23 protein-coding genes and 1 other RNA gene are annotated in these 23,328 nt (G+C 56.6%); 17 read left to right on the forward strand and 7 right to left on the reverse strand.

The features are described 5' to 3' along the window. The first annotated feature begins 168 nt into the window (after positions 1–168). Together ACMGGP_RS15275 and sstT are read left to right on the forward strand one after the other, a co-directional pair. A complete protein-coding gene (locus tag ACMGGP_RS15275; RefSeq protein ID WP_498798616.1) occupies positions 169–1,137 on the forward strand; it encodes a TerC family protein in 969 nt (322 codons plus the stop codon). Positions 1,138–1,372: 235 nt separating this feature from the next. Beyond that, positions 1,373–2,605, forward strand: coding sequence for a serine/threonine transporter SstT (gene sstT / locus ACMGGP_RS15280; protein ID WP_033785571.1), 1,233 nt, complete (start codon positions 1,373–1,375; stop codon positions 2,603–2,605). A 196-nt stretch (positions 2,606–2,801) separates the two neighbouring features. Here sstT and ACMGGP_RS15285 read toward each other — a convergent pair whose 3' ends face one another. The 3 genes from ACMGGP_RS15285 to uxaC are packed head-to-tail and all read right to left on the reverse strand — an operon-like array spanning position 2,802 to position 7,163. Next, on the reverse strand, positions 2,802–4,292 hold the full coding sequence (locus ACMGGP_RS15285; RefSeq protein WP_182505022.1) for a UxaA family hydrolase: 1,491 nt from the start codon (positions 4,290–4,292) through the stop codon (positions 2,802–2,804). A 4-nt stretch (positions 4,293–4,296) separates the two neighbouring features. After that, on the reverse strand, positions 4,297–5,745 hold the full coding sequence (locus tag ACMGGP_RS15290; protein ID WP_159227013.1) for a tagaturonate reductase: 1,449 nt from the start codon (positions 5,743–5,745) through the stop codon (positions 4,297–4,299). Between the two features lie 2 nt (positions 5,746–5,747). Further along, entirely contained in the window at positions 5,748–7,163 is a 1,416-nt protein-coding gene (gene uxaC / locus ACMGGP_RS15295; protein ID WP_010256553.1) for a glucuronate isomerase, read from the reverse strand. Between the two features lie 399 nt (positions 7,164–7,562). Between uxaC and ACMGGP_RS15300 the strand changes: the two genes are divergently transcribed. The 10 genes from ACMGGP_RS15300 (at position 7,563) to ACMGGP_RS15345 (ending at position 14,335) form a co-directional block, all read left to right on the forward strand. Beyond that, positions 7,563–8,867 carry an MFS transporter gene (locus tag ACMGGP_RS15300; RefSeq protein WP_010699779.1) on the forward strand — a complete coding sequence of 435 codons (1,305 nt, stop codon included), beginning with the start codon at positions 7,563–7,565 and terminating at the stop codon, positions 8,865–8,867. Between the two features lie 86 nt (positions 8,868–8,953). Beyond that, positions 8,954–9,730 (forward strand): transcriptional regulator ExuR, encoded by a 777-nt coding sequence (gene exuR, locus ACMGGP_RS15305; protein ID WP_022623920.1) that lies wholly within the window; start codon positions 8,954–8,956, stop codon positions 9,728–9,730. Positions 9,731–10,054: 324 nt separating this feature from the next. Beyond that, the gene (locus ACMGGP_RS15310) at positions 10,055–10,729 is read left to right on the forward strand and encodes a DedA family protein (RefSeq protein ID WP_010256544.1); all 675 of its coding nucleotides are present in this window, start codon (positions 10,055–10,057) and stop codon (positions 10,727–10,729) included. Further along, positions 10,729–11,076 carry an EnvZ/OmpR regulon moderator MzrA gene (mzrA, locus tag ACMGGP_RS15315; protein ID WP_010256540.1) on the forward strand — a complete coding sequence of 116 codons (348 nt, stop codon included), beginning with the start codon at positions 10,729–10,731 and terminating at the stop codon, positions 11,074–11,076. The genes ACMGGP_RS15310 and mzrA overlap by 1 nt, the downstream gene beginning before the upstream one ends. A 194-nt stretch (positions 11,077–11,270) precedes the next feature. Beyond that, the gene (locus tag ACMGGP_RS15320; RefSeq protein WP_010256536.1) at positions 11,271–11,645 is read left to right on the forward strand and encodes a DUF1090 domain-containing protein; all 375 of its coding nucleotides are present in this window, start codon (positions 11,271–11,273) and stop codon (positions 11,643–11,645) included. A gap of 35 nt (positions 11,646–11,680) precedes the next feature. Then, entirely contained in the window at positions 11,681–11,986 is a 306-nt protein-coding gene (locus ACMGGP_RS15325; protein WP_010256532.1) for an ElaB/YgaM/YqjD family protein, read from the forward strand. Positions 11,987–11,988: 2 nt separating this feature from the next. Further along, positions 11,989–12,384: a phage holin family protein gene (locus ACMGGP_RS15330; RefSeq protein ID WP_010256529.1), complete on the forward strand. Its 396-nt coding sequence runs from the start codon at positions 11,989–11,991 to the stop codon at positions 12,382–12,384. Beyond that, on the forward strand, positions 12,384–12,668 hold the full coding sequence (locus ACMGGP_RS15335; protein ID WP_010256526.1) for a YqjK-like family protein: 285 nt from the start codon (positions 12,384–12,386) through the stop codon (positions 12,666–12,668). The genes ACMGGP_RS15330 and ACMGGP_RS15335 overlap by 1 nt, the downstream gene beginning before the upstream one ends. 199 nt (positions 12,669–12,867) lie before the next feature. After that, entirely contained in the window at positions 12,868–13,284 is a 417-nt protein-coding gene (locus ACMGGP_RS15340) for a DoxX family protein (RefSeq protein ID WP_498798617.1), read from the forward strand. Between the two features lie 76 nt (positions 13,285–13,360). After that, a complete protein-coding gene (locus tag ACMGGP_RS15345; RefSeq protein WP_167423757.1) occupies positions 13,361–14,335 on the forward strand; it encodes a glutathione S-transferase family protein in 975 nt (324 codons plus the stop codon). Positions 14,336–14,629: 294 nt separating this feature from the next. Here the strand turns inward: ACMGGP_RS15345 and rnpB are convergent. Both rnpB and rsmI read right to left on the reverse strand, forming a co-directional pair. Then, positions 14,630–15,008, reverse strand: an RNA gene (gene rnpB, locus ACMGGP_RS15350) — RNase P RNA component class A. A 33-nt stretch (positions 15,009–15,041) separates the two neighbouring features. After that, positions 15,042–15,908: a 16S rRNA (cytidine(1402)-2'-O)-methyltransferase gene (gene rsmI / locus ACMGGP_RS15355; protein WP_010256516.1), complete on the reverse strand. Its 867-nt coding sequence runs from the start codon at positions 15,906–15,908 to the stop codon at positions 15,042–15,044. A 62-nt stretch (positions 15,909–15,970) separates the two neighbouring features. Here rsmI and ACMGGP_RS15360 point away from each other — a divergent pair, with 62 nt between their 5' ends. From ACMGGP_RS15360 to dolP, 4 genes are read left to right on the forward strand one after another with little or no spacing between them, the layout of a single operon-like run. Beyond that, a complete protein-coding gene (locus ACMGGP_RS15360) occupies positions 15,971–17,995 on the forward strand; it encodes a penicillin-binding protein activator (RefSeq protein WP_495922325.1) in 2,025 nt (674 codons plus the stop codon). Next, complete coding sequence (locus ACMGGP_RS15365; protein WP_010256511.1) at positions 17,953–18,348, forward strand: YraN family protein; 396 nt, start codon at positions 17,953–17,955, stop codon at positions 18,346–18,348. The genes ACMGGP_RS15360 and ACMGGP_RS15365 overlap by 43 nt, the downstream gene beginning before the upstream one ends. 14 nt (positions 18,349–18,362) lie before the next feature. Continuing rightward, a complete protein-coding gene (diaA, locus tag ACMGGP_RS15370; RefSeq protein ID WP_010256507.1) occupies positions 18,363–18,950 on the forward strand; it encodes a DnaA initiator-associating protein DiaA in 588 nt (195 codons plus the stop codon). A gap of 14 nt (positions 18,951–18,964) precedes the next feature. After that, positions 18,965–19,537, forward strand: a complete 573-nt coding sequence (gene dolP, locus ACMGGP_RS15375; RefSeq protein WP_010256504.1) for a division/outer membrane stress-associated lipid-binding lipoprotein — start codon at positions 18,965–18,967, stop codon at positions 19,535–19,537. Between the two features lie 52 nt (positions 19,538–19,589). Here the strand turns inward: dolP and ACMGGP_RS15380 are convergent, their stop codons facing one another. Then, positions 19,590–20,294 (reverse strand): pirin family protein, encoded by a 705-nt coding sequence (locus ACMGGP_RS15380; protein ID WP_010256500.1) that lies wholly within the window; start codon positions 20,292–20,294, stop codon positions 19,590–19,592. A gap of 129 nt (positions 20,295–20,423) precedes the next feature. Between ACMGGP_RS15380 and ACMGGP_RS15385 the strand changes: the two genes are divergently transcribed. Beyond that, positions 20,424–21,323, forward strand: coding sequence for a LysR family transcriptional regulator (locus tag ACMGGP_RS15385; protein WP_010256496.1), 900 nt, complete (start codon positions 20,424–20,426; stop codon positions 21,321–21,323). A gap of 9 nt (positions 21,324–21,332) precedes the next feature. On the opposite strand, the gene ACMGGP_RS15390 is transcribed toward ACMGGP_RS15385, so the two are convergent. Then, positions 21,333–23,255 (reverse strand): BglG family transcription antiterminator, encoded by a 1,923-nt coding sequence (locus ACMGGP_RS15390; RefSeq protein WP_031594357.1) that lies wholly within the window; start codon positions 23,253–23,255, stop codon positions 21,333–21,335. Between the last annotated feature and the right edge of the window lie 73 nt (positions 23,256–23,328).

Consider the following 23,328-nt stretch of genomic DNA (forward strand, 5'->3'; position numbering starts at 1 on the left):
GATTGATCGTCATTACGATGCGAAAGCATCCGGTCATCAGGCAACCCGGAATCAATTTCTGTGTTGTAAGTGAGACCTTGCCGGAAGGCGAGGTTTGCTTACACAAAAATAAGCGGCTGACGTCTTCTGACTTCAGCCGTTTTTTTATTTTTCGGACAGGATACGAATATGCAAACTGTGGGTACGCCTTTACTGTGGGGCAGCTTTGCGGTTGTTGTGCTTATCATGCTGGCTATCGACCTGCTGTTGCAGGGACGCCGTGGCGCGCAGACCATGTCTTTCAAGCAGGCGGCCGTCTGGTCGCTGATCTGGGTTTCAGTCTCACTGCTGTTCAGCGCCGCCTTCTGGTGGTATCTGGAGGGCGGCGCGGGACGTGAAGTCGCTAACACGCAGACGCTCGCCTTCCTGACCGGTTACGTGCTGGAAAAAGCGCTGGCGGTGGATAACGTCTTCGTCTGGCTGATGCTGTTCAGTTACTTCTCTATTCCGGCCAATCTGCAGCGCCGGGTGCTGATCTATGGGGTATTAGGCGCTATCGTGCTGCGTACCATCATGATCTTCGCCGGTAGCTGGCTGGTCACGCAGTTCAGCTGGATCCTCTATGTGTTCGGTGCCTTCCTGCTGTTCACCGGTGTGAAAATGGCGCTGGCGAAAGAGGATGACAGCGCGGTGGGCGAAAAACCTGTGGTGCGCTGGCTGCGTAAGCATCTGCGCATGACTGACGATCTCGACGGCGAGAAGTTCTTCACCCGCAAAAACGGCGTGCTGTTTGCGACGCCACTGCTGCTGGTGCTGATCATGGTAGAAATCAGCGACGTGATCTTTGCGGTCGACAGTATCCCGGCGATCTTCGCCGTGACCACTGACCCGTTTATCGTACTGACCTCAAACCTGTTCGCTATCCTGGGTTTGCGTGCCATGTACTTCCTGCTGGCAAACGTGGCGGAACGGTTCTCGATGCTGAAGTATGGCCTGGCGATTGTGCTGGTGTTCATCGGCTTTAAGATGCTGATTGTCGACATCTACCATATCCCGGTCGGTATCTCGCTGGGTGTGGTCGGTGCCATTCTGGCATCAACCCTGCTGATTAATGCCTGGGTTAACCGCAAAAGAGACCAGAAAAAGCTCGCACCATAATTACCTGCAGGGGCAGCCGATGCCCCTGTTTTATTTTGTGGCAGCCTGTCACGCCATTTCATCCCTCTGTCACACTTCCACTATCCAGCATAATAAAAATCTGACCTGCTCCACAGTGACAGAACTTTCTCTTTTCTCGTCCGATCTTTTCCTTATACTCCGCCGGGCAAACCGTTTTAGCCGATGCAAAACATCGCGTCTGAAACTACATCCGCGACAAAATATAGAAAATATTATGCAGAAAACTCTCTCCGCACGTCTGGGCACGCTGCTCGCCGGAAGCCTGGTGAAGCAAATCATGATTGGGCTGATCGCCGGTGTGGCGCTCGCCTGGATTTCACACGATGCCGCTATCGCGGTCGGTCTGCTGGGTGAACTGTTTGTCAGTGCGCTGAAAGCAGTCGCGCCATTGCTGGTACTGATGCTGGTGATCGCCTCGATTGCCAACCACCAGCAGGGCCAGAAGAGCAATATCCGGCCGATTATTATGCTTTATCTGCTGAGCACCTTTTTCGCGGCGGTGGTCGCGGTGGTCTTCAGCCATCTGATCCCGCAGACGCTGACGCTGGCGGTGGGCACCACGGAAATCACACCACCATCCGGCATTACCGAAGTGTTACGCGGACTGCTGATGAGCATGGTGTCGAATCCAATCACGGCCCTGATGAACGCCAACTACATCGGCATTCTGGTGTGGGCAATTGGTCTCGGGCTGGCGTTCCGTCACAGCAGTGACACTACCCGCGCCTTTCTCAATGATGCCTCTCATGCGGTGACCTGGCTGGTACGCTGCGTGATTCGCTGCGCGCCGATTGGTATTTTCGGTCTGGTGGCCTCGATCCTCGCGTCTACCGGCTTTGGCGCGCTGTGGCAATATGCGCATCTGCTGGCGCTGCTGCTGGGCTGTATGCTGCTGATGGCGCTGGTGGTGAACCCGCTGCTGGTGTTCTATAAAATCCGTCGCAACCCCTATCCACTGGTCTTCACCTGCCTGCGCGAAAGCGGCGTGACCGCCTTCTTTACCCGCAGTTCTGCCGCCAACATTCCGGTGAATATGGCGCTGGCGAAACGTCTGGATCTGGATGAGGATACCTATTCGGTGTCGATTCCGCTGGGCGCAACCATCAGTATGGCGGGGGCATCGATTACCATTACCGTGCTGACGCTGGCGGCGGTGCATACGCTGGGGATCAGCATTGATGTGCCGACGGCGATTCTGCTGAGTCTGGTGGCATCACTCTGTGCCTGTGGTGCATCTGGCGTGGCGGGCGGTTCGCTGCTGCTGATCCCGGTGGCCTGTAACATGTTCGGCATTCCGAATGATCTGGCAATGCAGGTGGTGGCGGTCGGCTTTATTATCGGCGTCCTGCAGGATTCGGCGGAAACCGCGCTGAACTCTTCAACCGATATTCTGTTTACCGCCGCCGTCTGTCAGGCAGAAGCGGAGCGCGAAACCAGCCGGGCTTAACCTTTCAGATAGCTCAAAAGCTCAAAGAGTGGGTGGCAGAGTCCGAAGAGCAAAGCGTCCCGCGCCAGGGAAGGCGCGGGCCGAGCGAGCAGGGATGCTTTAAGCGACTTTGCGATCGGACTCTGCCACCCACGAAGGGCACAGGATTAACCGACGGTAATAACAACATCAGGATCGCCATTGTTTGCCTGACAAACTATAGCGTCACACCGCTTTTGAAAATCGCCAGCTCGCGGAAATCGTTCTTCTCGTTGTTGGTCGACTGACCGCTGGCAATCGCCACAATGCTGTCGACAAAGTCTTCCAGCATCGCATCCATACTCATTCCCTCGATCAACCGTCCGGCATTAAAGTCGATCCAGTGCGGTTTCTTCTCCGCCAGCGGCGTATTGGTGGCCAGCTTCACCGTCGGCACAAAACCGCCATAAGGTGTGCCGCGTCCGGTACTGAACAGCACCATGTGACAACCGGCACCTGCCAGCGCACTGGTGGCGACCGCATCATTACCCGGCGCACTCAGCAGATTCAGCCCCGGCGTTTTTAACCGTTCGCCATACTTCAGCACATCGACCACCTGGCTCTGCCCCGCTTTCTGAGTACAGCCCAGCGACTTCTCCTCCAGCGTGGTGATACCGCCCGCCTTGTTACCTGGCGACGGGTTTTCATAGATCGGCTGCTGGTGATCGATAAAATACTGTTTGAAATCGTTGATCATCGCCACCGTTTTGCTGAAGGTCTCCTCGTCGCGACAGCGACTCATCAGAATCCGTTCTGCGCCAAACATTTCCGGTACTTCGGTCAGTACGGTCGTGCCGCCATTGGCGATCATCTGGTCCGAGAAACGTCCCAGCAACGGATTGGCGGTGATGCCAGACAAACCATCTGAACCGCCGCACTCCAGACCAAACTTCAGCTCGCTGAGTTTGCCCGGCTCGCGCTGGTCGTGACGCATTTTTTCATACAATGCGTGCAGCCGCTCCAGCCCGGCTTCCACCTCATCGTCATGCTGCTGGCACACCATAAACTCGACCCGGTCGCTTTCAAACGCGCCGAGGGTGTCACGGAAGGCATCAACCTGATTGTTTTCGCAGCCGAGACCAATCACCAGCACCGCGCCAGCATTAGGATGGCGCACCATATTCTGCAGCATGGTGCGGGTATTTTCGTGATCCTGCCCCAGCTGCGAACAACCGAAGGTATGGCTGAACAGGAACGCGCCATCGATATCTTCTGCCTCCTGCGTCTCCTTCAGGAAACGCTGCAGGATCTGACGTGCAATGCCGTTGACGCAGCCGACGGTTGGCAGGATCCACAGCTCATTGCGGATGCCAACCTCGCCGTTAGCACGACGATAGATCTGCACCTCACGGTCACCCGGCTGCGGCGGCAGCGTCACAAATTCGGGCTGATACGCATACTGATCCAGATCGCTGAGATTGGTGCGGGCGTTCTGCGAATGGATTAACTCACCGGCGGCCACAGGCTGCGTGGCATGGGCAATCGGCAGCCCATATTTGATCACCAGCTCATCCTGCGCGATAGGCTGCAGGGCAAATTTATGCCCGCGTCCGACCGCCTGTTGCACCGCCACACTCAGTGGCGGCAGCTCTATCATGGCGCCCGCGTCTAAATCACGTAACGCCACGGCGACATTGTCGCGGGGATCAATTTTAATTGCGTCTTGCATAGCGTTATCTCAGTTGGCTCAGCGCCTCACGCATTCCGTGGGCGATGATATTTTGCAGGTGTTGGGTGACAGCCGCAGCCAGTCCGGGCTGACGGGTTAAATCTTCACCCCAGTGTTGCGCGTCGCTGAGTACGCCGTTCACCAGCTGTTGCGGTGACAGCTGATCCGCATCAAGTGCTTTCCAGGCGTCGGCGTAGCGCTGTAACCACTGCGGCTCGTCCTGCAATGGCCAGCTCTTGCCGGCTGACTCGCCGCGATAAAAAGCGATCAGCGCAGCCAGCGCAAAGGTGATGTGTGCCGGCCACTCGCCGGTTTGCTGATGCGCGGCAAGGAGTGGAGTCAGCAGACGGGTGCGGAATTTGGTCATGCCATTAAGGGCAATCGACAGCAGCGCGTGGCGAATAAACGGATTGCGGAAACGACGCTGTACCGCATCGGCAAACGCGTGCAGTTCATCGGCAGGCAGATCCAGCGTCGGGATCACTTCGTGACGCAGCAGGTTATCCACAAATCCGGCGATAGCCGGATCGGCCATCGCCTCTCCCACACTCTCAATACCGGCCAGAAACGCGACCGGTACCATTGCAGTGTGCGCGCCATTGAGAATGGCCACTTTTTGCGCTTTATAGGGCGCAATGTCATCCACATGCCGAACCTGCGGCGACAGCGCCGCCAGCTTCAGTTCATTAAACAGCGCCGACGGCCCCTGAATCACAAACTGATAGTAGACTTCGCCCGCCACCAGATAGCGATCTTCATAACCCAGCTCGCGTTGTAGCGGCTCGCTTTCCGCCGGGAAGCCGGTGACGATGCGGTCGACCAGGGTGTTATAGAACGCGCAGTGCTGATGAACCCAGGTTTTAAATTCGGAGGGCAGATGCCACTGATCGGCGTAGCGCAGCACCAGATCGCGCAGCGTGTCGCCGTTATGGTCAATCAGCTCGCACGGCACCACCAGCCAGCCCCGGTCGCTGGCGCCATTGAAGTGGGAATAGCGCGCCCACAGCAGCTGCGTCAGTTTGCCAGGGAAACTGCTGGCAGGCTGATCGGTAAGCTGATCCGTGCCGACAAAGGCGATGCCCGCTTCGGTGGTATTGGAGAAGACCATGCGCAGATCCGGATTACGGGCCAGCGCCATAAACTCGCCGAACTGCTGCCAGGGCTGGATTTCACGGTTGAGACTGCGGATCAGCCGGGTTTCGCTGACCTGCTCGCCCTGATCGTTCAGCCCGCGGATCAGTGTGGTATAGAGTCCATCCTGCTGATTCAGGCTGTCGCTGACTTCACGGTTGCGCGGCCGCACCACCACGATCCCGGCATCGGTGCCCTGATGTTCATTGAGCCAGTCGATCTGCCAGTCAATAAAGGCGCGCAGGAAGTTGCCTTCGCCGAACTGGATCACCCGGTCGCGATAGACTGCGCCCGGAAAGTCGTGACGGTTTAGCCTTTTCATTATCAGGCTCCCAGCTCGATGCCGAAGTAATCGCGGGCATTGTTGAAGCAGATGTTCTGTACCATCTGACCTAACAGCGCTTCATCGGCTGGCGCTTCACCCTGCTCCACCCAGCGGCCTATCATCTGGCACAGTAGCCGGCGGAAATATTCGTGGCGGGTGTAGGAGAGGAAGCTGCGGCTATCGGTCAGCATGCCGACGAAACGGCTCAGCAGACCAATCTGCGCCAGCTGCGTCATCTGACGCTGCATACCATCCAGCTGATCGTTGAACCACCAGGCTGAACCGAACTGCATTTTGCCCGCCTGACCTTCGCCCTGGAAGTTGCCCGCCATGGTGGCCAGCACTTCGTTGTCGCGCGGGTTCAGGCAGTAGAGAATGGTTTTAGGCAGCGCATTATTGAGATTCTGCGCGCCCAGCAGGCGTGCCAGCGGTTCGGCCAGCGGCTGGTCGTTGATCGAATCGAAGCCGACATCAGGCCCCAGCAGCTGGTACTGGCGCGGATTGGTGTTGCGCAGTGCGCCAATGTGATACTGCTGCACCCAGCCACGGCGGGCATATTCGCTGCCCAGCCAGACCAGCACCGCCGTTTTAAACTGTGCCGTTTCCTGCGGGTTGGGCGCGGCACCGCTGCGACGACGCGCCAGAATCGCATCCAGCGTGGCGTCATCCGCCTCGGCGTAGCAGACCACATCCAGCGCGTGATCGGAGACTTTACAGCCGTGCGCCGCGAAGTGATCCAGCCGCTGATGCAGTGCGCTGCGCAGATCGTCAAAACGCTGCACGCTGATGTCCGTCAGCTGCTCCAGCGTCTCGATCCACGGCAGGAAGGTTTCCGCTTCGATATTAAACGCTTTGTCCGGACGCCAGCTCGGCAGCACTTTAACGCTGAAACTGGCATCGTCTGCCAGCGCGCGGTGATGGCGCAGGTCATCCAGCGGATCGTCAGTGGTGCCCACCATCTTCACCTTCATCTGCTGCATGATGCCGCGCGTGGTAAAGCTATCCTGCGCCAGCAGTTCATTGCAGCGATGCCAGATGCTGTCAGCCGTTTTCTCAGAAAGCAGCGTATCGGTAATACCGAAAGGCCGGCGTAACTCCAGGTGGGTCCAGTGATAGAGCGGGTTGCCGATAGTGTGCGGCACGGTACGCGCCCAGGCGTCAAATTTTTCACGATCGCTGGCGTTACCGGTACAGAACGCCTCAGCCACACCATTGGCGCGCATGGCCCGCCACTTATAGTGATCGCCCTTCAGCCAGATGTCATAAAGGTTGGCGAAGCGATAATTTTCGGCAATCTGCTGCGGCGGCAAGTGGCAGTGATAGTCGAAAATCGGCTGATCCTTTGCATAGTCGTGATAGAGACGACGGGCGAATTCGGTATCCAGCAAAAAATCTTCGGTCATGAAACGTGACATACATGCTTCCTCATCGACTGAACCACGGATGGCCCAAAGTTATCATACCAATTTTAGTCCGTTACGGATTTATTTGCGATCCTGCTCACATAAACGGCGGTAGCTGGCTGCCGTTATGGACGTTTTTGTCGCCCGTATCGCGCTAAATGGCTGTCATTACGCAGGTTTCCAGTATCCCACAGTGCAGAAAGGGTTTTTGTGATGGCTCTCAACTTTTAAAGTTGTATAACAAGTTAGGCTCTCGCCCCATCGTGAGGTCGTTAGCGACTCACAAATGGCAAGGTCATAACAGGGTTGCTCATACAGAACCTGCGGGCGTGAGCAGAGCTGCATCACGTGCTGTCCCGCTCCAGATAACAACAGCGGCAAGACCGCATACAGAACTGGAAGAGGTAGAGGATGCGTAAGATCAAAGGGTTACGCTGGTACATGATTGGACTGGTGACGCTCGGTACGGTGTTAGGGTATCTGACCCGTAACACCATTGCCGTGGCGGCCCCGACATTAATGTCAGAGCTGCATATCACCACGCAGCAGTACTCCTACATAATTGCGGCCTATTCAGCCTGCTACACGCTGATGCAACCGGTGGCAGGTTATGTACTGGATCTGCTCGGCACCAAAGTCGGCTACGCGGTGTTTGCTATTATGTGGGCGATTTTCTGTGCCGCTACGGCGATGGCGGGCAGCTGGGGCGGACTGGCGCTGGCACGTGGCGCAGTCGGTGCGGCTGAAGCGGCGATGATCCCGGCCGGACTGAAAGCGAGCAGCGAATGGTTCCCGGCTAAAGAGCGTTCGGTCGCCGTGGGCTACTTTAACGTGGGTTCGTCTATCGGTGCGATGCTGGCTCCGCCGCTGGTGGTCTGGGCGATTGTGGCGCACAGCTGGCAGATGGCATTTATCATGACCGGTGTGCTGAGCATGGCCTGGGCACTCAGCTGGCTGGTGTTTTACAAGCACCCGAAACAGCAGAAGAAGCTGAGCGATGAAGAGCGCGACTATATTATCTCCGGCCAGGAAGCACAGCATCAGACCGGCAACACCCGCAAAATGTCAGCACTGGAGATTATCCGTAACCGCCAGTTCTGGGGTATTGCCCTGCCGCGCTTTCTGGCAGAACCGGCATGGGGAACGTTCAACGCCTGGATTCCGCTGTTTATGTTTAAGGTATACGGCTTCAATCTGAAAGAGATTGCGATGTTCGCCTGGATGCCGATGCTGTTCGCGGACTTCGGCTGCATCCTCGGTGGCTATCTGCCGCCGCTGTTTCAGCGCTGGTTCGGCGTTAACCTGATCGTCTCCCGTAAGATGGTCGTGACGATGGGTGCGGTGTTAATGATTGCGCCGGGCACCATCGGCCTGTTCACCAGCCCCTACGTCGCTATTGGTCTGCTGTGCATCGGCGGGTTTGCGCATCAGGCCCTCTCTGGCGCGCTGATCACCCTCTCCTCAGACGTTTTCGGCCGCAATGAAGTTGCCACGGCTAACGGCCTGACCGGCATGGCAGCCTGGACCGCCAGCACCATGTTTGCGCTGGTGGTCGGTGCACTGGCCGATACGCTGGGCTTCAGCCCACTGTTTGCCGCGCTGGCGGTGTTTGATCTGCTGGGTGCCGTCGTTATCTGGACGGTTCTGAAAAATAAACCCATTTCAGAGCTGAATGCCGAAGCCGTTATTCCGCAGGCCAGCGCCGTTCGCAGTTAATCTGCCGGGCTGGCGCAAGCCAGCCCATTTCCTCGCACCTCCTGAAGTGGTATAACAACTTATCTGTCTGCTACCAGGATTGTGCTATGGACTTCACTGAATCCCGTCGACTTTATCAACAGCTGGCCAGCGAGCTGAAAAGCCGCATTGAAACCGGAATCTATCCGGTGGGTGACAAACTGCCTGCTGAGCGCCTGATTGCCGAAGAGATGGAAGTGAGCCGCACCGTCGTACGTGAAGCGATCATCATGCTGGAAGTTGAAGGCTATGTTGAGGTCCGCAAAGGCTCGGGCATCCACGTCATTGCCAGCCAGCAGCAGAACCGCATCGCCTCCACCAGCAGTCAGCTGGAGTTCGCCACGTTTGGCCCCTTCGAACTGCTCCAGGCTCGTCAGCTGATTGAGAGTAATGTGGCCGAGTTCGCTGCAACGCAGGTAACGCGTCAGGACATTATCGACCTGATGGCGATTCAGGAAAAAGCCCGCCAGGAGGATCACTTCCGCGACTCCGAGTGGGATATGCAGTTTCATGTACGTATCGCGCAATCCACCCAGAACAGTGCCTTAGCCGCCATCGTTGAAAAAATGTGGCTGCATCGCCTGCACAATCCCTACTGGCTCAAACTTCACGAACACATCGACCAGCGCAGCATTCTCAGCTGGTGCGACGACCACGATCAGATTCTTAAAGCTCTGATGCGCAAAGATCCCGCCGCCAGCAAACTGGCGATGTGGCAACATCTGGAAAATACTAAACAGATGCTGTTTAACGCGACGGCGGATGATTTTGAATTTAACGTGGATCGATACATGTTTGGTGAGAATCCGGTCATCCTGCCTGATGGGTCCAATAACGCCCGCTAAAAGTGCCTGAAAATGCCCTGAGATGGTCAGTTAATCTGCAATAGTGTCAGGTCATGTAAAGCTCCTTTTTACACGCCGTTTCACAAGGTAAAACTCCTGTTCGCCAGAGAGTTTTCCTGTCTCAGTCAGGCGATTTTTGTTACAGTTATCGCCCTTTTATTACCCTTTGCGACTGGGGGTTATAAAGTCGCTGATTTAACAATCAATTCTGGAAGGATCCGGAAAATCCCGCCCAGGCTGCGCTCCTAAAATTTATAACGAAATGCCGGTCTGCGTTTAAGTCCCTGTGGGACATGTTTAACAATGATGTTCAGGAATGAATTGATGGATATTTTGCAATCGTTGCTGCATGCCCTCTGGCAGCAGGACTACGAAACCCTCTCCGATCCCACGCTGGTATGGGCCATTTACGGCGTGCTGTTTATGATTTTGTTTTTAGAAAATGGCCTTCTTCCCGCTGCATTTCTGCCAGGTGACAGTCTGCTGATTCTGGTCGGCGTACTGATTGCCAAAGGCACCATGAGCTTCCCCCTGACGATTCTGGTTTTAACGACCGGTGCCAGTCTTGGCTGCTGGGTGAGCTACTTACAGGGCCGCTGGCTGGGTAACACGCCCACGGTACAGAAATGGCTCTCCCATCTTCCCGCCCAGTATCATCTGCGCGCGCACAGCATGTTCCATCGTCACGGCTTATCTGCCCTGCTGATTGGTCGCTTTATCGCGTTTGTGCGGACTCTGCTGCCTACCATCGCCGGATTATCAGGCCTCAGTAATGCCCGCTTTCAGTTCTTCAACTGGGTAAGTGCGTTCCTGTGGGTGGTGATTCTGACCGTTATCGGCTTCGCGCTGGGTAAAACCCCGATTTTCCGTCGTTATGAAGATGAGATGATGTTCTTCCTGATGATGCTGCCGCTGGTGCTGCTGGTGTTTGGTCTGGTGGGATCGCTGGTGGTCATATGGCGTAAGCGTCAGGCGAATCAGAACGGGAAAGCCGAGTAATGAAACTGCTGCAGGCTATTCCTAAACGGTGGTTACCGTGGTTGATCGCTGGCGTCTTTGCGCTGGTCGCGCTTTGTGTGGTCCCCGGTCTGATGAAGCACGAGACGGTGGTGCAGATTCGGGTTTCCCATGCTGGCGCCACCCTGCCCGATGGTTTTTATCTCTACCAGCAATTAAGTGCGCAGGGTATTCGTATCAAAAGCATTACGCCTGCGGGTGATGCACTGATCATCCATTTTGATAGCGAAGAGCAGAGCCTGGCGGCCCAGAAGGTGTTACGCCGTCTGCTGCCACAGGGCTTTATTGTGGCGCAGCACGATCACTCTCAGCACCTCTCACTGGCGTAATCCCCCGACTCCCCTCTCCTTTTCAGACCGTCGCGCCATCCTGCGGCGGTCTGAAAGGCGCTCTATCTCCCGGTCTTCTTTGAACTTTTTACTATGGGTGTCTATGCTTAAGCGAGAGTCGATTCTTAGCACCCGCAGCCATATGATTACGCGGGTGATGACGGATCAGGTCGCAATGGAAGGGTCCAGGACCAATGAAATATCAAGTATTACTGGGAGTCGCGCTGTTTTCGCTGTCGGGATCGCTGCTGGCGGCAGAATCGCTGTGTGAGCAGAAAGAGCAGGATATTCAGCGTGAAATCGGGATGGCGCAGAAGCATAACAACCAGCGCCGGGTTAACGGTCTGGAGCGCGCGCTGACCGAAGTCCGGGCCGATTGCAGCGACAAAAAGCTCGAGGCCGCCCATCTGGAAAGAATTAACGCTCAGAAGCAGAAAGTTGCTGAGCGTGAGCACGCACTCAGGGAAGAGCGTGAAGAGGGCCATGACAAGGAGAAGATTGCTAAGCGACAACAAAAACTGGATGAAGCGCGCCGGGAGCTGAAAAAGTTACAGGCGGAGCCCTATTAATCGGAACTAACCAACTGATGTTAAAGGAGTATTTTATGTCTAAAGACACATCATCGGAACATTTGCGTGCTGAACTGAAAAACCTGGCCGATACCCTGGAAGAGGTGCTGAGCAGCAGCACTGAAAAATCCAAAGGCGAGCTGGATAAACTTCGCAATAAAGCGCGTGTGGCGCTGGATAGCTCACGTGAACGTCTGGGCGAATCAAGCGAGCGCATTGCTGCGACCACCCGCGAAGCGGCGCAAAAAGCCGAAGGCTACGTGCGTGAAAATCCATGGCATGGTGTGGGTATCGGTGCAGCGATTGGCGTCGCACTGGGCATGCTCATTTCGCGTCGATAATTATGGCTGACTCACAGCATAACCACGGCCCGGCTAAAGGGGTCATTAACATCGGCCAGCGCATTGTTACCACGCTGGTTGGCATGGTCGAGACACGCGTTCGTCTGGCAGTGGTGGAACTGGAGCACGAGAAAGCTAACCTGATTCAGCTGCTGTTGATGGTTGGCCTGACAATGCTGTTCACTGCATTTGGTCTGATGAGCCTGATGGTTCTGATTATCTGGGCAGTGGATGCGCAGTACCGTCTGATGGCCATTGGCATCACGACCGGCACGCTGCTACTGCTGGCGGTTATTCTGGGGCTCTGGACGCTTCACAAATCACGTCAGTCCACGCTGTTGCGCCACACGCGCAAGGAGCTGGAAACAGACCGGGATTTACTTGAGGACCAGCGCTGATGAGCCGCCGCGAGCGTGAAGAACGCATCCATGAACTGCTTAAGCATGTGCAGCAGCAGCGGCTGGATTTAAGCGCTGCGCGGCGTGACTGGCTGGAAGGCACCGCCCATTACGATCGCGGCTGGTTCACCTTCCTCAGCTTACGCCGCTACCTGGCCATTGGCAGCAGTGCGCTGGCTATCTACTCCGTTCGCAGTCCCAACATGCTGTTACGCTGGGTAAAACGGGGATTCGGCGCCTGGAGTACCTGGCGCATGATCAAGTCCGCTCTGCCACCGCGTTAATTTTGCTAAAAGCCGGTCCTGAAAAGGCCGGCTTTTCTTCATCAGAATTTCTGAAAAACACTGACAGTATATCTCGCTTACAACCTTTCCACTCCGCGACTATCATCTCCAGCTATCAACCCAATGAACGCAATACTGCTTTCAGCGGGCATAAACCTTGCGGGCAGCTTGCCCTGCATCCCTGATAGCGCTGGAGTAAATGATGAAAAAATTCGAAGACGTTGGTTTGTTACTGGCTCGCATCCTGATGCCAATCCTGTTCATTACGGCTGGCTGGGGCAAAATCACCGGTTATGCAGGTACTCAGCAATATATGGAAGCAATGGGCGTCCCGGGCTTTATGCTGCCGCTGGTTATCCTGCTGGAGTTTGGCGGCGGTCTGGCTATCCTGTTTGGTTTCCTGACCCGTTTCACTGCCCTGTTTACTGCAGGCTTCACCATCCTGACCGCGTTTCTGTTTCACAGTAACTTTGCCGAAGGCGTGAACCAGCTGATGTTCATGAAGAACCTCTCTATCGCCGGGGGTTTCCTGGTGTTAGGTCTGGTGGGTCCTGGTGCATACAGCATTGACCGCCTGATCAGCAAAAGAAAGCCACAGACAACGATTGCGCGCTAATCTCACATAAAGCGTAATGCCACATATACTTAGCAGGGCGGGGACATTTCCCCGCCCTGTTTGCATTGGAGCCATTATGGGACAGTTAATTGACGGTGTCTGGCATGACACCTGGTACGACACCAAATCTACCGGCGGACGCTTCAAGCGTTCAGAGTCGGCTTTCCGCAACTGGGTAACCGCGGATGGCAGTGCTGGCCCGGTAGGTAAAGCGGGATTTGCCGCCGAACGCGACCGCTATCATCTTTATGTCTCGCTGGCCTGCCCCTGGGCGCACCGCACGCTGCTGATGCGTCAGCTGAAGGGCCTGGATAGCATGATCGATGTCTCCGTGGTGCATCCGCTGATGCTGGAGAATGGCTGGACCTTCGATGATAGTTTTCAGGATGCGACCGGCGATAAGCTCTACCAGAATGAGTTCCTTTATCAGCTCTATCTGCACGCCGATCCGCAATACAGTGGCCGCGTAACCGTGCCGGTATTGTGGGACAAGCAGCAGAACACCATCGTCAGCAATGAGTCTGCCGATATCATCCGCATGTTCAACAGTGCGTTTGACGCTGTCGGTGCCCGTGCCGGGGATTATTATCCTGTTGCTCTGCACGAAAAGATTGATGAACTGAATAGCTGGATCTACGACACCGTGAACAACGGCGTTTACAAAGCGGGTTTTGCCACTTCTCAGTCCGCTTACGACGAGGCAGTCACTGCGCTGTTCCATTCGCTGTCGCGGCTGGAGCAGATTTTAGGCCAGCATCGCTATCTCACCGGCGATCAACTGACCGAAGCGGATCTGCGGTTGTGGACCACGCTGGTGCGATTTGATCCGGTCTATGTGACCCACTTTAAATGCGATCGCCATCGCATCAGTGACTACAGAAACCTGAGTGGTTTCCTGCGTGATATCTATCAGATGCCTGGTATCGCAGAGACGGTTAATCTGCCGCATATTCGTCATCACTACTATTGCAGCCATAAGACCATCAACCCGAATGGCGTCATTTCGCTGGGCCCGGCGTTTGACTGGGATGAACCGCACGGCCGCGGTTAAGCTGCCTGCTCATCGCGCTGGGAGCAGATACAATCTGACCGCAGTGACAATCTAAACGCGAAGGGAACAGGGTCAGAAGAGGAAAGCGTCCCGCGCCAGGGATGGCGCGGGCCGAGCATGTCAGGGATGACGGATTTTGCGACTTTCCGATCTGACCCTGTTTCCTGCGCAGGCGCGATCTCCCAGCCAATCATTAACCGCACTCTTTCAGGAATAAGCGTCGTGGGCAGTCATTCATCCTGTCACCGCGCGTCACAAAGCAAAAACCCCGCCGAAGCGGGGTTTTTGATAAAAAGTCGAAGCTGACCGTTAAGCCGGGTTCTGTCGTGGACAGTCATTCATCTAGGCCAGCAATCGCTCACTGGCTCAAGCAGCCTACCCGGGTTCAGTACGGGCCGTACCTTGTGAACCCCTATTTGGCCTTGCTCCGGGTGGAGTTTACCGTGCCACGAACTGTTGCCAGTCGCGCGGTGCGCTCTTACCGCACCCTTTCACCCTTACCTGATCCCATTTCTGGGCCATCGGCGGTTTGCTCTCTGTTGCACTGGTCGTAGGCTTGCGCCTCCCAGGCGTTACCTGGCACCCTGCCCTATGGAGCCCGGACTTTCCTCCCCTCTGCCCGTCTCCCCACAAGTGAGGACGACGACAAAGCGGCGACTGTCTGGTCAGCTTCGGCGCGGGATAATAGGACATTCGCCGGCGTTTGTCACGCCTCTTGCTGCTCCAGCGCATACTTATAAAGCGCATTTTTCTTCACGCTGTGGATCTCAGCGGTCAGCGCAGCCGCGCGTTTCAACGGCAGCTCTTTTTGCAGCAGCGCCAGCGTACGCAGCGCATCGGCCGGTAACGCATCTTCATCATCGGTCTTGTACCCTTCGACAATCAGCACCATCTCGCCTTTGCGACGATTCTCATCTTCTTTTACCCACGCCAGCAGCTCGCCGACCGGTGCACCGTAGATCGACTCCCAGGTTTTAGTCAGCTCACGCGCCAGCACCACGTAGCGTTCGGCACCCAGCTCACTCACCATATCCTGCAGGCTGTCGATCAGACGGTGGGTCGACTCATAGAAAATCAGCGTGCGCGGCTCCTGCACCAGCGCCCGCAGGGCGTCGCAACGGCCTTTGGTTTTCGCGGGCAGAAACCCTTCGTAACAGAAACGATCGGATGGCAGTCCTGCGGCACTTAATGCAGCAATGGCAGCACAGGCGCCCGGCAGCGGCACCACACGGATGCCCGCTTCACGGCAGCGACGCACCAGATGGTAGCCCGGATCGTTGATCAGCGGCGTGCCAGCATCAGAAACTAAGGCTATGCTTTGACCCTCCTGCAGCTTCGTCAGCAGCAGTTCAGCCTTGTGCTGCTCGTTGTGGTCATGAAGTGAGAAGAGTCGCGCATTGATGGCGAAATGTTGTAGCAACAGTCCGGTATGACGTGTATCTTCCGCAGCGACCAGATCGACGCTCGAAAGCACCGTCAGCGCCCGCTGGGTGATATCACCCAAATTACCAATCGGGGTTGGAACGATGTAGAGCGTGCTGGCAGAAATCTCTGCCCGATCGAGTTGTTTCATTGTTTCATCCGAATTGCCGATTTAATATTGAGCATCTTGAAAAAAACATCACTGGATACAGTATGCTTCCTTCAAAAGTCGTTCGTCATAAAGCAGGACGCTTTCTGCCTGTCATTCTTGCTGGGCTGATTTTAGCCGCATGTAGCGGTCAGGGGCCGCAAACCTCAACCGTCAATATTCAGGGGCCCGTCACAGCCAGCTCCGCTTACTATCTGCAGCAAGCGCAGCAAAGCAGCGATGATAGCAAGACCGACTGGCAATTACTTGCAATCCGCGCCCTGTTGAAGGAAGGAAAGTATCCTGAGGCGACTCAGCAACTGAGCCAGTTGCCGCAGCAGCTCTCTGAGACGCAGCAACAGGAATCCCTGCTGCTAAAAGCGCAATTGCTGATTGCACAGCAGAAGATCAAAGACGCCGAACCGCTGTTAGCGGCAGTGAAAACCGGCGCACTGTCGCAGGATCAGCTGGCGCGTTACTACAGCCTGCAGATCGCCAGCGCACAGGGTCGCCCTTCACTCTCGCTGCTGCGCAACTATATTGCCCAGGAGCCGCTGCTGAAAGGCACCGATCATCAGGGCAATATCGACGCCACCTGGCAGACACTGACCCAGATGTCGCCGCAGGAAGTCAGCAACCTGGTCATCAATGCCGATGAAAATGTGCTGCAGGGCTGGCTGGATCTGCTCGCGGTCTGGCGCGCCAACACGCAGGATGCCGAGATGCTCAAGTCAGGCATCAAAGACTGGCAGACCCGCTATCCGCAGAACCCGGCGGCCAAAACGCTGCCGACGCAGCTGAGCCAGATGCAGAACTACACCAAAGCTTCAACCAGCATCATCGCGCTGCTGCTGCCGCTGAATGGCCAGGCACAGGTGTTCGCCAACGCGATTCAGAAAGGCTTTAATGATGCGAAGAATGGCGTATCCGCGCCGGTCGCTCAGCCTGCGGCAGCTCAGCCCGCCGCTGCTGATGCAACTGCCAGCACCCAACCCGCTGCCGCTGCTGGTTCTTCCACCGATCCAATCAGCGCGCCGCAGCAGCAACAGCCTGCCGACGCGACGCCACAGCCTCAATCACAGCCTGCTGCCGCGGAACCGGCCAGCAACGCACAGATCAAGGTCTATGACACCAGCAGCCAGCCGATTGAACAGGTGATGCAGCAGGCACAGCAGGATGGTGCCACCATCGTGGTCGGCCCGCTGCTTAAGAGCAACGTTGAGAAGGTCGCCAACAGCCAGACGCCACTGAATGTGCTGGCGCTCAACGAGCCGGAAAAGATCCAGAACCATCCGAATATTTGCTACTTTGCGCTTTCTCCTGAAGACGAAGCGCGCGATGCGGCGCACCATATCTGGGATCAGGGCAAACGCCAGCCGCTGTTGCTGGTTCCGCGTAGTGGACTGGGCGATCGCGTCACCAATGCCTTTGCTCAGGAGTGGCAGACGCTGGGTGGCAGCACCGTGATGCAGCAGCGCTTTGGTTCGACCTCAGAGCTGAAACAGGGCATTAACAGCGGCGCGGGCATCAGCTTATCCGGTACGCCAGTGAACGCTGCACCTGCCGAGCCGCAGGGTGTTACGATTGCGGGCCTGACTATCCCGGCACCGCAGCAGAACACGCCAGATGTGGTCAGCACCAGCAGCGGCGGCGGTGTCGATGCGGTCTACATTGTCTCAACGCAGGACGAACTGCAGCTGATCAAACCGATGATCACCATGCGCACCGGCAGTCGCAGCAATATCTCGCTCTACGCCAGTTCGCGCAGCGCGCAAGCCGGTGCCGGCCCGGACTTCCGTCTGGAAATGGATGGCCTGCAGTTCAGCGATATTCCGCTGCTCTCCGGCAGCAATCCTGGCCTGATGCAGCAGACGTCGAAGTCATTCAATAATGACTATTCGCTGGTGCGCCTCTATGCCATGGGAATGGATGCCTGGACGCTGGCGAATCACTTTAACCAGATGCGTCAGTCACCTGGCTTTACGCTGGACGGCAATACCGGCAAGCTCAGCGCCGACACGGATTGTGTGATCAACAGGAAGTTGACATGGAACCAGTATCGTCGGGGCGAAATCGCACCGGCCAACTAAATCGGCGTCAGACTGGCGCCAGGCATGAAGAAGATGCCCGGCGCTATCTGGAGCAGGCTGGCCTGATATGGGTCGCCAGTAATGTTCACTTTCGCAATGGTGAACTTGACCTGATAATGCGTGACGGGCACTGTTGGGTGTTTGTTGAAGTTCGCTACCGACGCGATGCGCGTTATGGTGGCGCGCTCGCCAGCGTAACCCGGAATAAACAACAAAAGCTGCTGCGCGCTGCCGCTCTCTGGCTGGCGCAACGCGGCGGCAGTTTTGAAACAGTGAATTGCCGTTTCGACATCATCGCCATTACCGGCACGGCGCTCGAGTGGCTGCCGAATGCCTTTAATGCAGACGTTTAGAACCAGGTGGTCGTGTGCAGGACAGAATTAAAGCGTGTTTTACCGAAAGTATTCAAACTCAGATTGCCGCAGCCGAAGCGTTGCCCGATGCCATCTCCCGCGCCGCTATGACGCTGGTGCAGTCGTTACTGAATGGCAATAAAATCCTGAGCTGTGGCAACGGTGCCTCATCCGCCAATGCACAGCACTTCGCCGCCAGCATGATCAACCGTTTCGAGACCGAACGCCCAAGCTTACCGGCGCTGGCGTTGAGCGCCGACAACGTGATGCTGACCGCGATTGGTAATGACCGCCTGCACGATGAAATCTATGCCAAGCAGGTGCGCGCTCTGGGACACGCAGGCGATGTGTTACTGGCTATCTCAACCCGTGGCAACACTCGTGACATCGTTAAGGCCGTGGAAGCGGCGGTAACACGCGATATGACTATCGTTGCGCTTACCGGGTATGATGGCGGAGAGCTCGCCGGACTGCTGGGTCCGCAGGATGTGGAGATCCGCATTCCGTCGCACCGCAGCGCCCGTATTCAGGAGATGCATATGCTCACCGTTAATTGCTTATGCGATCTGATCGATAACACTCTCTTTCCCCATCAGGAATGACCGAAGGAGCACGAATGAAAGCATTGAATGCTATAGCTATTCTGTTAACCGCCATGCTGCTGCAGGGCTGCGTTGCGGTTGTGGCGGGTGGCGCAGCAGTTGCCACTAAAACGGCCACCGATCCACGCTCGGTGGGTACGCAGGTTGATGACAGCACGCTGGAGCTACGCGTGACTAACGCGCTGGCTAAAGATCAGCAGATTAAAACCGATGCCCGCATTATCGCCACGGCCTATCAGGGCAAAGTGTTGCTGACCGGTCAGGCGCCTTCGCAGGAGATCGCCGGTCGTGCCAAACAGATCACCATGGGCGTTGATGGCGCAACCGAGGTCTATAACGAGATCCGTATCGGCCAGAAAGTGACGCTGGGCACCACGTCGTCAGACACCTGGATTACCACCAAAATCCGCTCGCAGCTGCTGGGCAGCGATCAGGTGAAATCCTCCAATGTGAAAGTGACGACGGAGAATGGCGAAGTGTTCCTGCTGGGTCTGGTGACACCGCAGGAAGCGCAGGCGGCGGCTGATGTCGCCAGCCGCGTCAGTGGCGTGAAGCACGTCACCACGGCCTTCACCATGCTGAAGTAGTACGCAAAACGCAAAAAAGGCGGCCATGGCCGCCTTTTTTATTGCCCGATGTTCAGACGGGAATGTCGATGACCAGTGCGCGGGTCGCGGTTTTCGCCGTCAGTTGCAACAGCTTCTCTTCCTGCAAAAAGGCACCATCGCCACAGCCCAGCTTCTCCTGATGATCCGTGCCGGACATCGCTTCCAGCGAACCGTGAATCGACTGCAGATAGGCACGCGGCCCCTGTAACCGCAGCGAATGCTTTTCGCCTGGTGCCAGCTCGACCTGATGAATCCACACCTGCTGACGCAGTTGCAGACTGTCGTCCATGCCATCCGGCGAGGCGATCAGCTGGGACAACCGGCCATCCGTCAGGGCGATTTTCTGCATCCGTGGATTTTCGCGCTCCGGACAGGCGGCCAGCCAGAGCTGCATGCGTGTCAGCGGTCGATCTTTGCTCAGGTTCATTTCGGTGTAACTCACGCCCGGCTGAGCAGAGAGCAGTAGCGCCTCCCCTTCCCGCACGCTGATCGTGTTGCCTTCGCTGTCGCGGTATTCAGCTTCACCCTGCAGCACGATGTTCAGCACATCAACCTGTGGATAGGTGCGCGGCTGAAAAGCAGCACCCGGCGCCAGCACTTCCTGGTTCAGTACGCGCAGCGACGCGTACCCCATCAGTTTGGGATCAAAATAGTGGCCAAAAGAGAAACTGTAGCGCGCCTGTAACCAGCCGAAATCGGCCTGACCACATGCGGACGCACTGCGTGTCGTTATCATTGTTTACCTCCAGCATCCGGTGACGAGGATCGGCCACGGACTATATGCTCCCATGGTAAAAGTCTGGACGCCGGATTGTTAGCCAGTTAATCTGCCGGGCATGTTCAAATTTCCTGACAGAGAACCGGGATGGCTAAAGAGCGTGCGTTAACCCTTGAATCTTTACGCGTTATGGATGCGATTGATCGGCGTGGCAGTTTTGCCGCGGCGGCGGATGAACTGGGGCGCGTTCCTTCCGCCCTCAGCTACACCATGCAAAAGCTGGAAGAGGAGCTGGATGTGGTGCTGTTTGACCGTTCCGGTCACCGTACCAAATTTACTAACGTGGGACGCATGCTGTTGGAGCGTGGCCGGGTGCTGCTGGAAGCAGCCGATAAGCTCACCACCGATGCGGAAGCGCTGGCACGTGGCTGGGAAACCCATCTGACCATCGTCACCGAAGCACTGGTACCTGTTGATGCGCTGTTTCCGCTGGTGACGCGGCTGGCCGACAAGGCCAACACACAATTTTCGCTGGTGACGGAAGTGCTGGCGGGCGCGTGGGAACGGCTGGAACAAGGCCGGGCCGATATCGTGATCGCCCCCGATATGCACTTCCGCGCCTCCACCGAGATCAATACGCGCAAGCTCTACACCATGATGAGCGTCTACGTCGCCAGTGCCGACCATCCGATTCATAACGAGCCTGAACCCCAGTCTGAAGTGACGCGGGTGAAATACCGTGGCATTGCGGTCGCAGATACCGCGCGTGAGCGCCCGGTGCTGACCGTGCAGTTACTGGATAAGCAGCAGCGCCTGACCGTGAGCAGCATGGACGATAAGCGCCGTGCGCTGCTGGCTGGCCTGGGCGTGGCGACCATGCCCTATTCGCTGGTGGAGCAGGATATTGCGGAAGGCCGTCTGCGGGTGGTGAGTCCGGAATATACCCGCGAGGTCGATATTATTATGGCGTGGCGGCGTGACAGCATGGGCGAAGCCAAATCCTGGTGCCTGCGTGAGATCCCGCGCCTGCTGGCGAAGAAAAACTAAAGCGCCGATTCAGGGCGAGGGCCAGGAGCGGCTCAGGCAATCCATCGCCACTGCCCTGAAGCGGGTGAAATCGGTGCTGTCCCGCAGGCGGGTCATCGCCCTTTCACGCAGGAACGTCACAAACAGATCGTATATCGCCATCGCCTCTTCATATTCACTTTTGCTGATCGCCAGCAGGAAAATGACATAGGCGGTATCGTCTCCCCAGGCGATGCCGTGCGGCGCCAGCACGGTGTAAACCACGGTTTTCTTTGCCAGCAGCCCCAGCGAGTGCGGCAGCGCAATGCCTTCGCCGAGCATGGTGCTGACAATCGCTTCGCGCTCTTCAACCGACGGATAGAACGCCGCATCCACAAATCCCTCCGCCTCCAGTTGATCGCACAGCTGGCGAAACAGTTCAGACTGGGTCATCGGCCTGTCGACGATATGAAAGTGCTGAGCATCAAAAAATTTCGCCAGCATATAGGGCCGGGTACGGTCCACCAGCACCAGCTTGCCAATCTGTTCCAGCTGAAAACCGGTGGGAAACGGCGACATCACCACCACCGGTTTCTCTTTTTCGCTGAGCCGGATGGTAGAGATAACAAAATCTTCGTCGATGCGGCTGCGCGCCTCATACTCGCGCTGGGACAGGCGGGCCGTGACCTGCAACTGCGGATATTTGCGCAGCAGCATCGCCTCAATCATTCGCAGCGTAGAGTTACCGCTGTCGCAGACCAGCAGCACCTGCGGATGACGCTGATAACCGACGTCATAGTGGCGCTCCAGCCCGACACCGATATGCAATACCAGAAAGCCAATCTCATTCTCGGTGATGACGTAAGGGGTATATTTTCCCCAGCTGGTCACCGCCGCTAAGGTGACATCATAGGCCATGGGATAGTGCTGTTTGATGTTGCTGAGCAGCGGGTTGGGAATATGAATCTGATAGCGCACCCGCGTAATCATGGTTTTGATGTGGGTGAGCAGGTCAGCACGCAGCTGCTGATCGTTTTGCAGATTGAAGTTGTAATGCGTGTTGATAAAACTGAGCAGATAATCCACCAGCGCGTCGGCGTCATCAGCATTGATGGCGCTGGGAGCAATCGCCTGAATGCGTCGCGCGGCGATATTGACCCGCAGCCAGTTCTCTTCCGCCGGTGAAATCGGTTTGCTGACCAGCGGACGCATCAGATTAATCAGGTGATGGGCCGCTTCACGCACCTCATCACCAATCTCCTCTGCACCCGGATCGTTAAGCGGATAGCCTTCACTGATGCGCCGCACCGCCACGGCGCAGTAAAGCCGCAGATAGCGTTCACCCTCATCGCTGAGCCGAATGTTGTGCTGAGCAAAACAGCTTTGCAGCAGCGGGCGCAGCGTCTCCAGCATGCCGCTGTTCAGCGCTTCGATAGTGAGCAGCGGGCTCTCGGGCTGCGCCTGATCAATTTGCCATAACAGGTCGGTCAGGCAGGTACGAATTGCCACTTCGCTGCCAAACAGCTTCATGCCGTAGTGGGGCTTGCTCTCAATGGTGAGGTGATAGCGCCCCAGCCATTCGCGCACCTCCGCCATATCATTCTGCAGGGTCGCGCGGCTGACAAACCACTCCTCTGCCAGCTCTTCAAGTTTCAGGGAATAGGCGGCGGTAAGAAAGCGGGTCAGCAGGTAGCGAACCCGATCCGGCGAGGTGCGCGGCACCCGCAGCGGCGACGCGGTATGCTGTTGCAGATGCTGAAAGCGCTGAGCATCCTCAATCTTCAGCTGATAGCCCGCGCCGCGATTGAGGACAAACTGCGCGCCATGTTCTGCCAGCAGCGCATTCAGCGCCGTGATATCGGTACGCACGGTGCGTGTCGAGACGGCGAAACGCCGCGCCAGCTCATCCTGAGGCAGCGTTTCGTTTTGCATGGCATCGAACAGTTGCGCAAGGCGCTGATTGGGAAATCTCACAAGCGTTACCTGTTTGCAGACAGAAATAGGGAACATCAGCCTACGGAGATCGTCTCGCAACGTCCATGTTGCG

Origin of the sequence: Curtobacterium sp. BNK-1 (assembly GCF_048685235.1) — a bacterium.
Taxonomy (GTDB): Bacteria; Pseudomonadota; Gammaproteobacteria; order Enterobacterales; family Enterobacteriaceae; genus Pantoea; species Pantoea agglomerans.

What these genes read in the sequence shown, in the direction of transcription:
- ACMGGP_RS15275 (WP_498798616.1), top strand. Translation starts at nt 169, where the DNA reads ATGCAAACTGTGGGTACGCCTTTACTGTGGGGCAGCTTTGCGGTTGTT.
- sstT (WP_033785571.1), top strand. Translation starts at nt 1,373, where the DNA reads ATGCAGAAAACTCTCTCCGCACGTCTGGGCACGCTGCTCGCCGGAAGC.
- ACMGGP_RS15285 (WP_182505022.1), bottom strand. Translation starts at nt 4,292, where the DNA reads ATGCAAGACGCAATTAAAATTGATCCCCGCGACAATGTCGCCGTGGCG.
- ACMGGP_RS15290 (WP_159227013.1), bottom strand. Translation starts at nt 5,745, where the DNA reads ATGAAAAGGCTAAACCGTCACGACTTTCCGGGCGCAGTCTATCGCGAC.
- uxaC (WP_010256553.1), bottom strand. Translation starts at nt 7,163, where the DNA reads ATGTCACGTTTCATGACCGAAGATTTTTTGCTGGATACCGAATTCGCC.
- ACMGGP_RS15300 (WP_010699779.1), top strand. Translation starts at nt 7,563, where the DNA reads ATGCGTAAGATCAAAGGGTTACGCTGGTACATGATTGGACTGGTGACG.
- exuR (WP_022623920.1), top strand. Translation starts at nt 8,954, where the DNA reads ATGGACTTCACTGAATCCCGTCGACTTTATCAACAGCTGGCCAGCGAG.
- ACMGGP_RS15310 (WP_010256544.1), top strand. Translation starts at nt 10,055, where the DNA reads ATGGATATTTTGCAATCGTTGCTGCATGCCCTCTGGCAGCAGGACTAC.
- mzrA (WP_010256540.1), top strand. Translation starts at nt 10,729, where the DNA reads ATGAAACTGCTGCAGGCTATTCCTAAACGGTGGTTACCGTGGTTGATC.
- ACMGGP_RS15320 (WP_010256536.1), top strand. Translation starts at nt 11,271, where the DNA reads ATGAAATATCAAGTATTACTGGGAGTCGCGCTGTTTTCGCTGTCGGGA.
- ACMGGP_RS15325 (WP_010256532.1), top strand. Translation starts at nt 11,681, where the DNA reads ATGTCTAAAGACACATCATCGGAACATTTGCGTGCTGAACTGAAAAAC.
- ACMGGP_RS15330 (WP_010256529.1), top strand. Translation starts at nt 11,989, where the DNA reads ATGGCTGACTCACAGCATAACCACGGCCCGGCTAAAGGGGTCATTAAC.
- ACMGGP_RS15335 (WP_010256526.1), top strand. Translation starts at nt 12,384, where the DNA reads ATGAGCCGCCGCGAGCGTGAAGAACGCATCCATGAACTGCTTAAGCAT.
- ACMGGP_RS15340 (WP_498798617.1), top strand. Translation starts at nt 12,868, where the DNA reads ATGATGAAAAAATTCGAAGACGTTGGTTTGTTACTGGCTCGCATCCTG.
- ACMGGP_RS15345 (WP_167423757.1), top strand. Translation starts at nt 13,361, where the DNA reads ATGGGACAGTTAATTGACGGTGTCTGGCATGACACCTGGTACGACACC.
- rsmI (WP_010256516.1), bottom strand. Translation starts at nt 15,908, where the DNA reads ATGAAACAACTCGATCGGGCAGAGATTTCTGCCAGCACGCTCTACATC.
- ACMGGP_RS15360 (WP_495922325.1), top strand. Translation starts at nt 15,971, where the DNA reads ATGCTTCCTTCAAAAGTCGTTCGTCATAAAGCAGGACGCTTTCTGCCT.
- ACMGGP_RS15365 (WP_010256511.1), top strand. Translation starts at nt 17,953, where the DNA reads ATGGAACCAGTATCGTCGGGGCGAAATCGCACCGGCCAACTAAATCGG.
- dolP (WP_010256504.1), top strand. Translation starts at nt 18,965, where the DNA reads ATGAAAGCATTGAATGCTATAGCTATTCTGTTAACCGCCATGCTGCTG.
- ACMGGP_RS15380 (WP_010256500.1), bottom strand. Translation starts at nt 20,294, where the DNA reads ATGATAACGACACGCAGTGCGTCCGCATGTGGTCAGGCCGATTTCGGC.
- ACMGGP_RS15385 (WP_010256496.1), top strand. Translation starts at nt 20,424, where the DNA reads ATGGCTAAAGAGCGTGCGTTAACCCTTGAATCTTTACGCGTTATGGAT.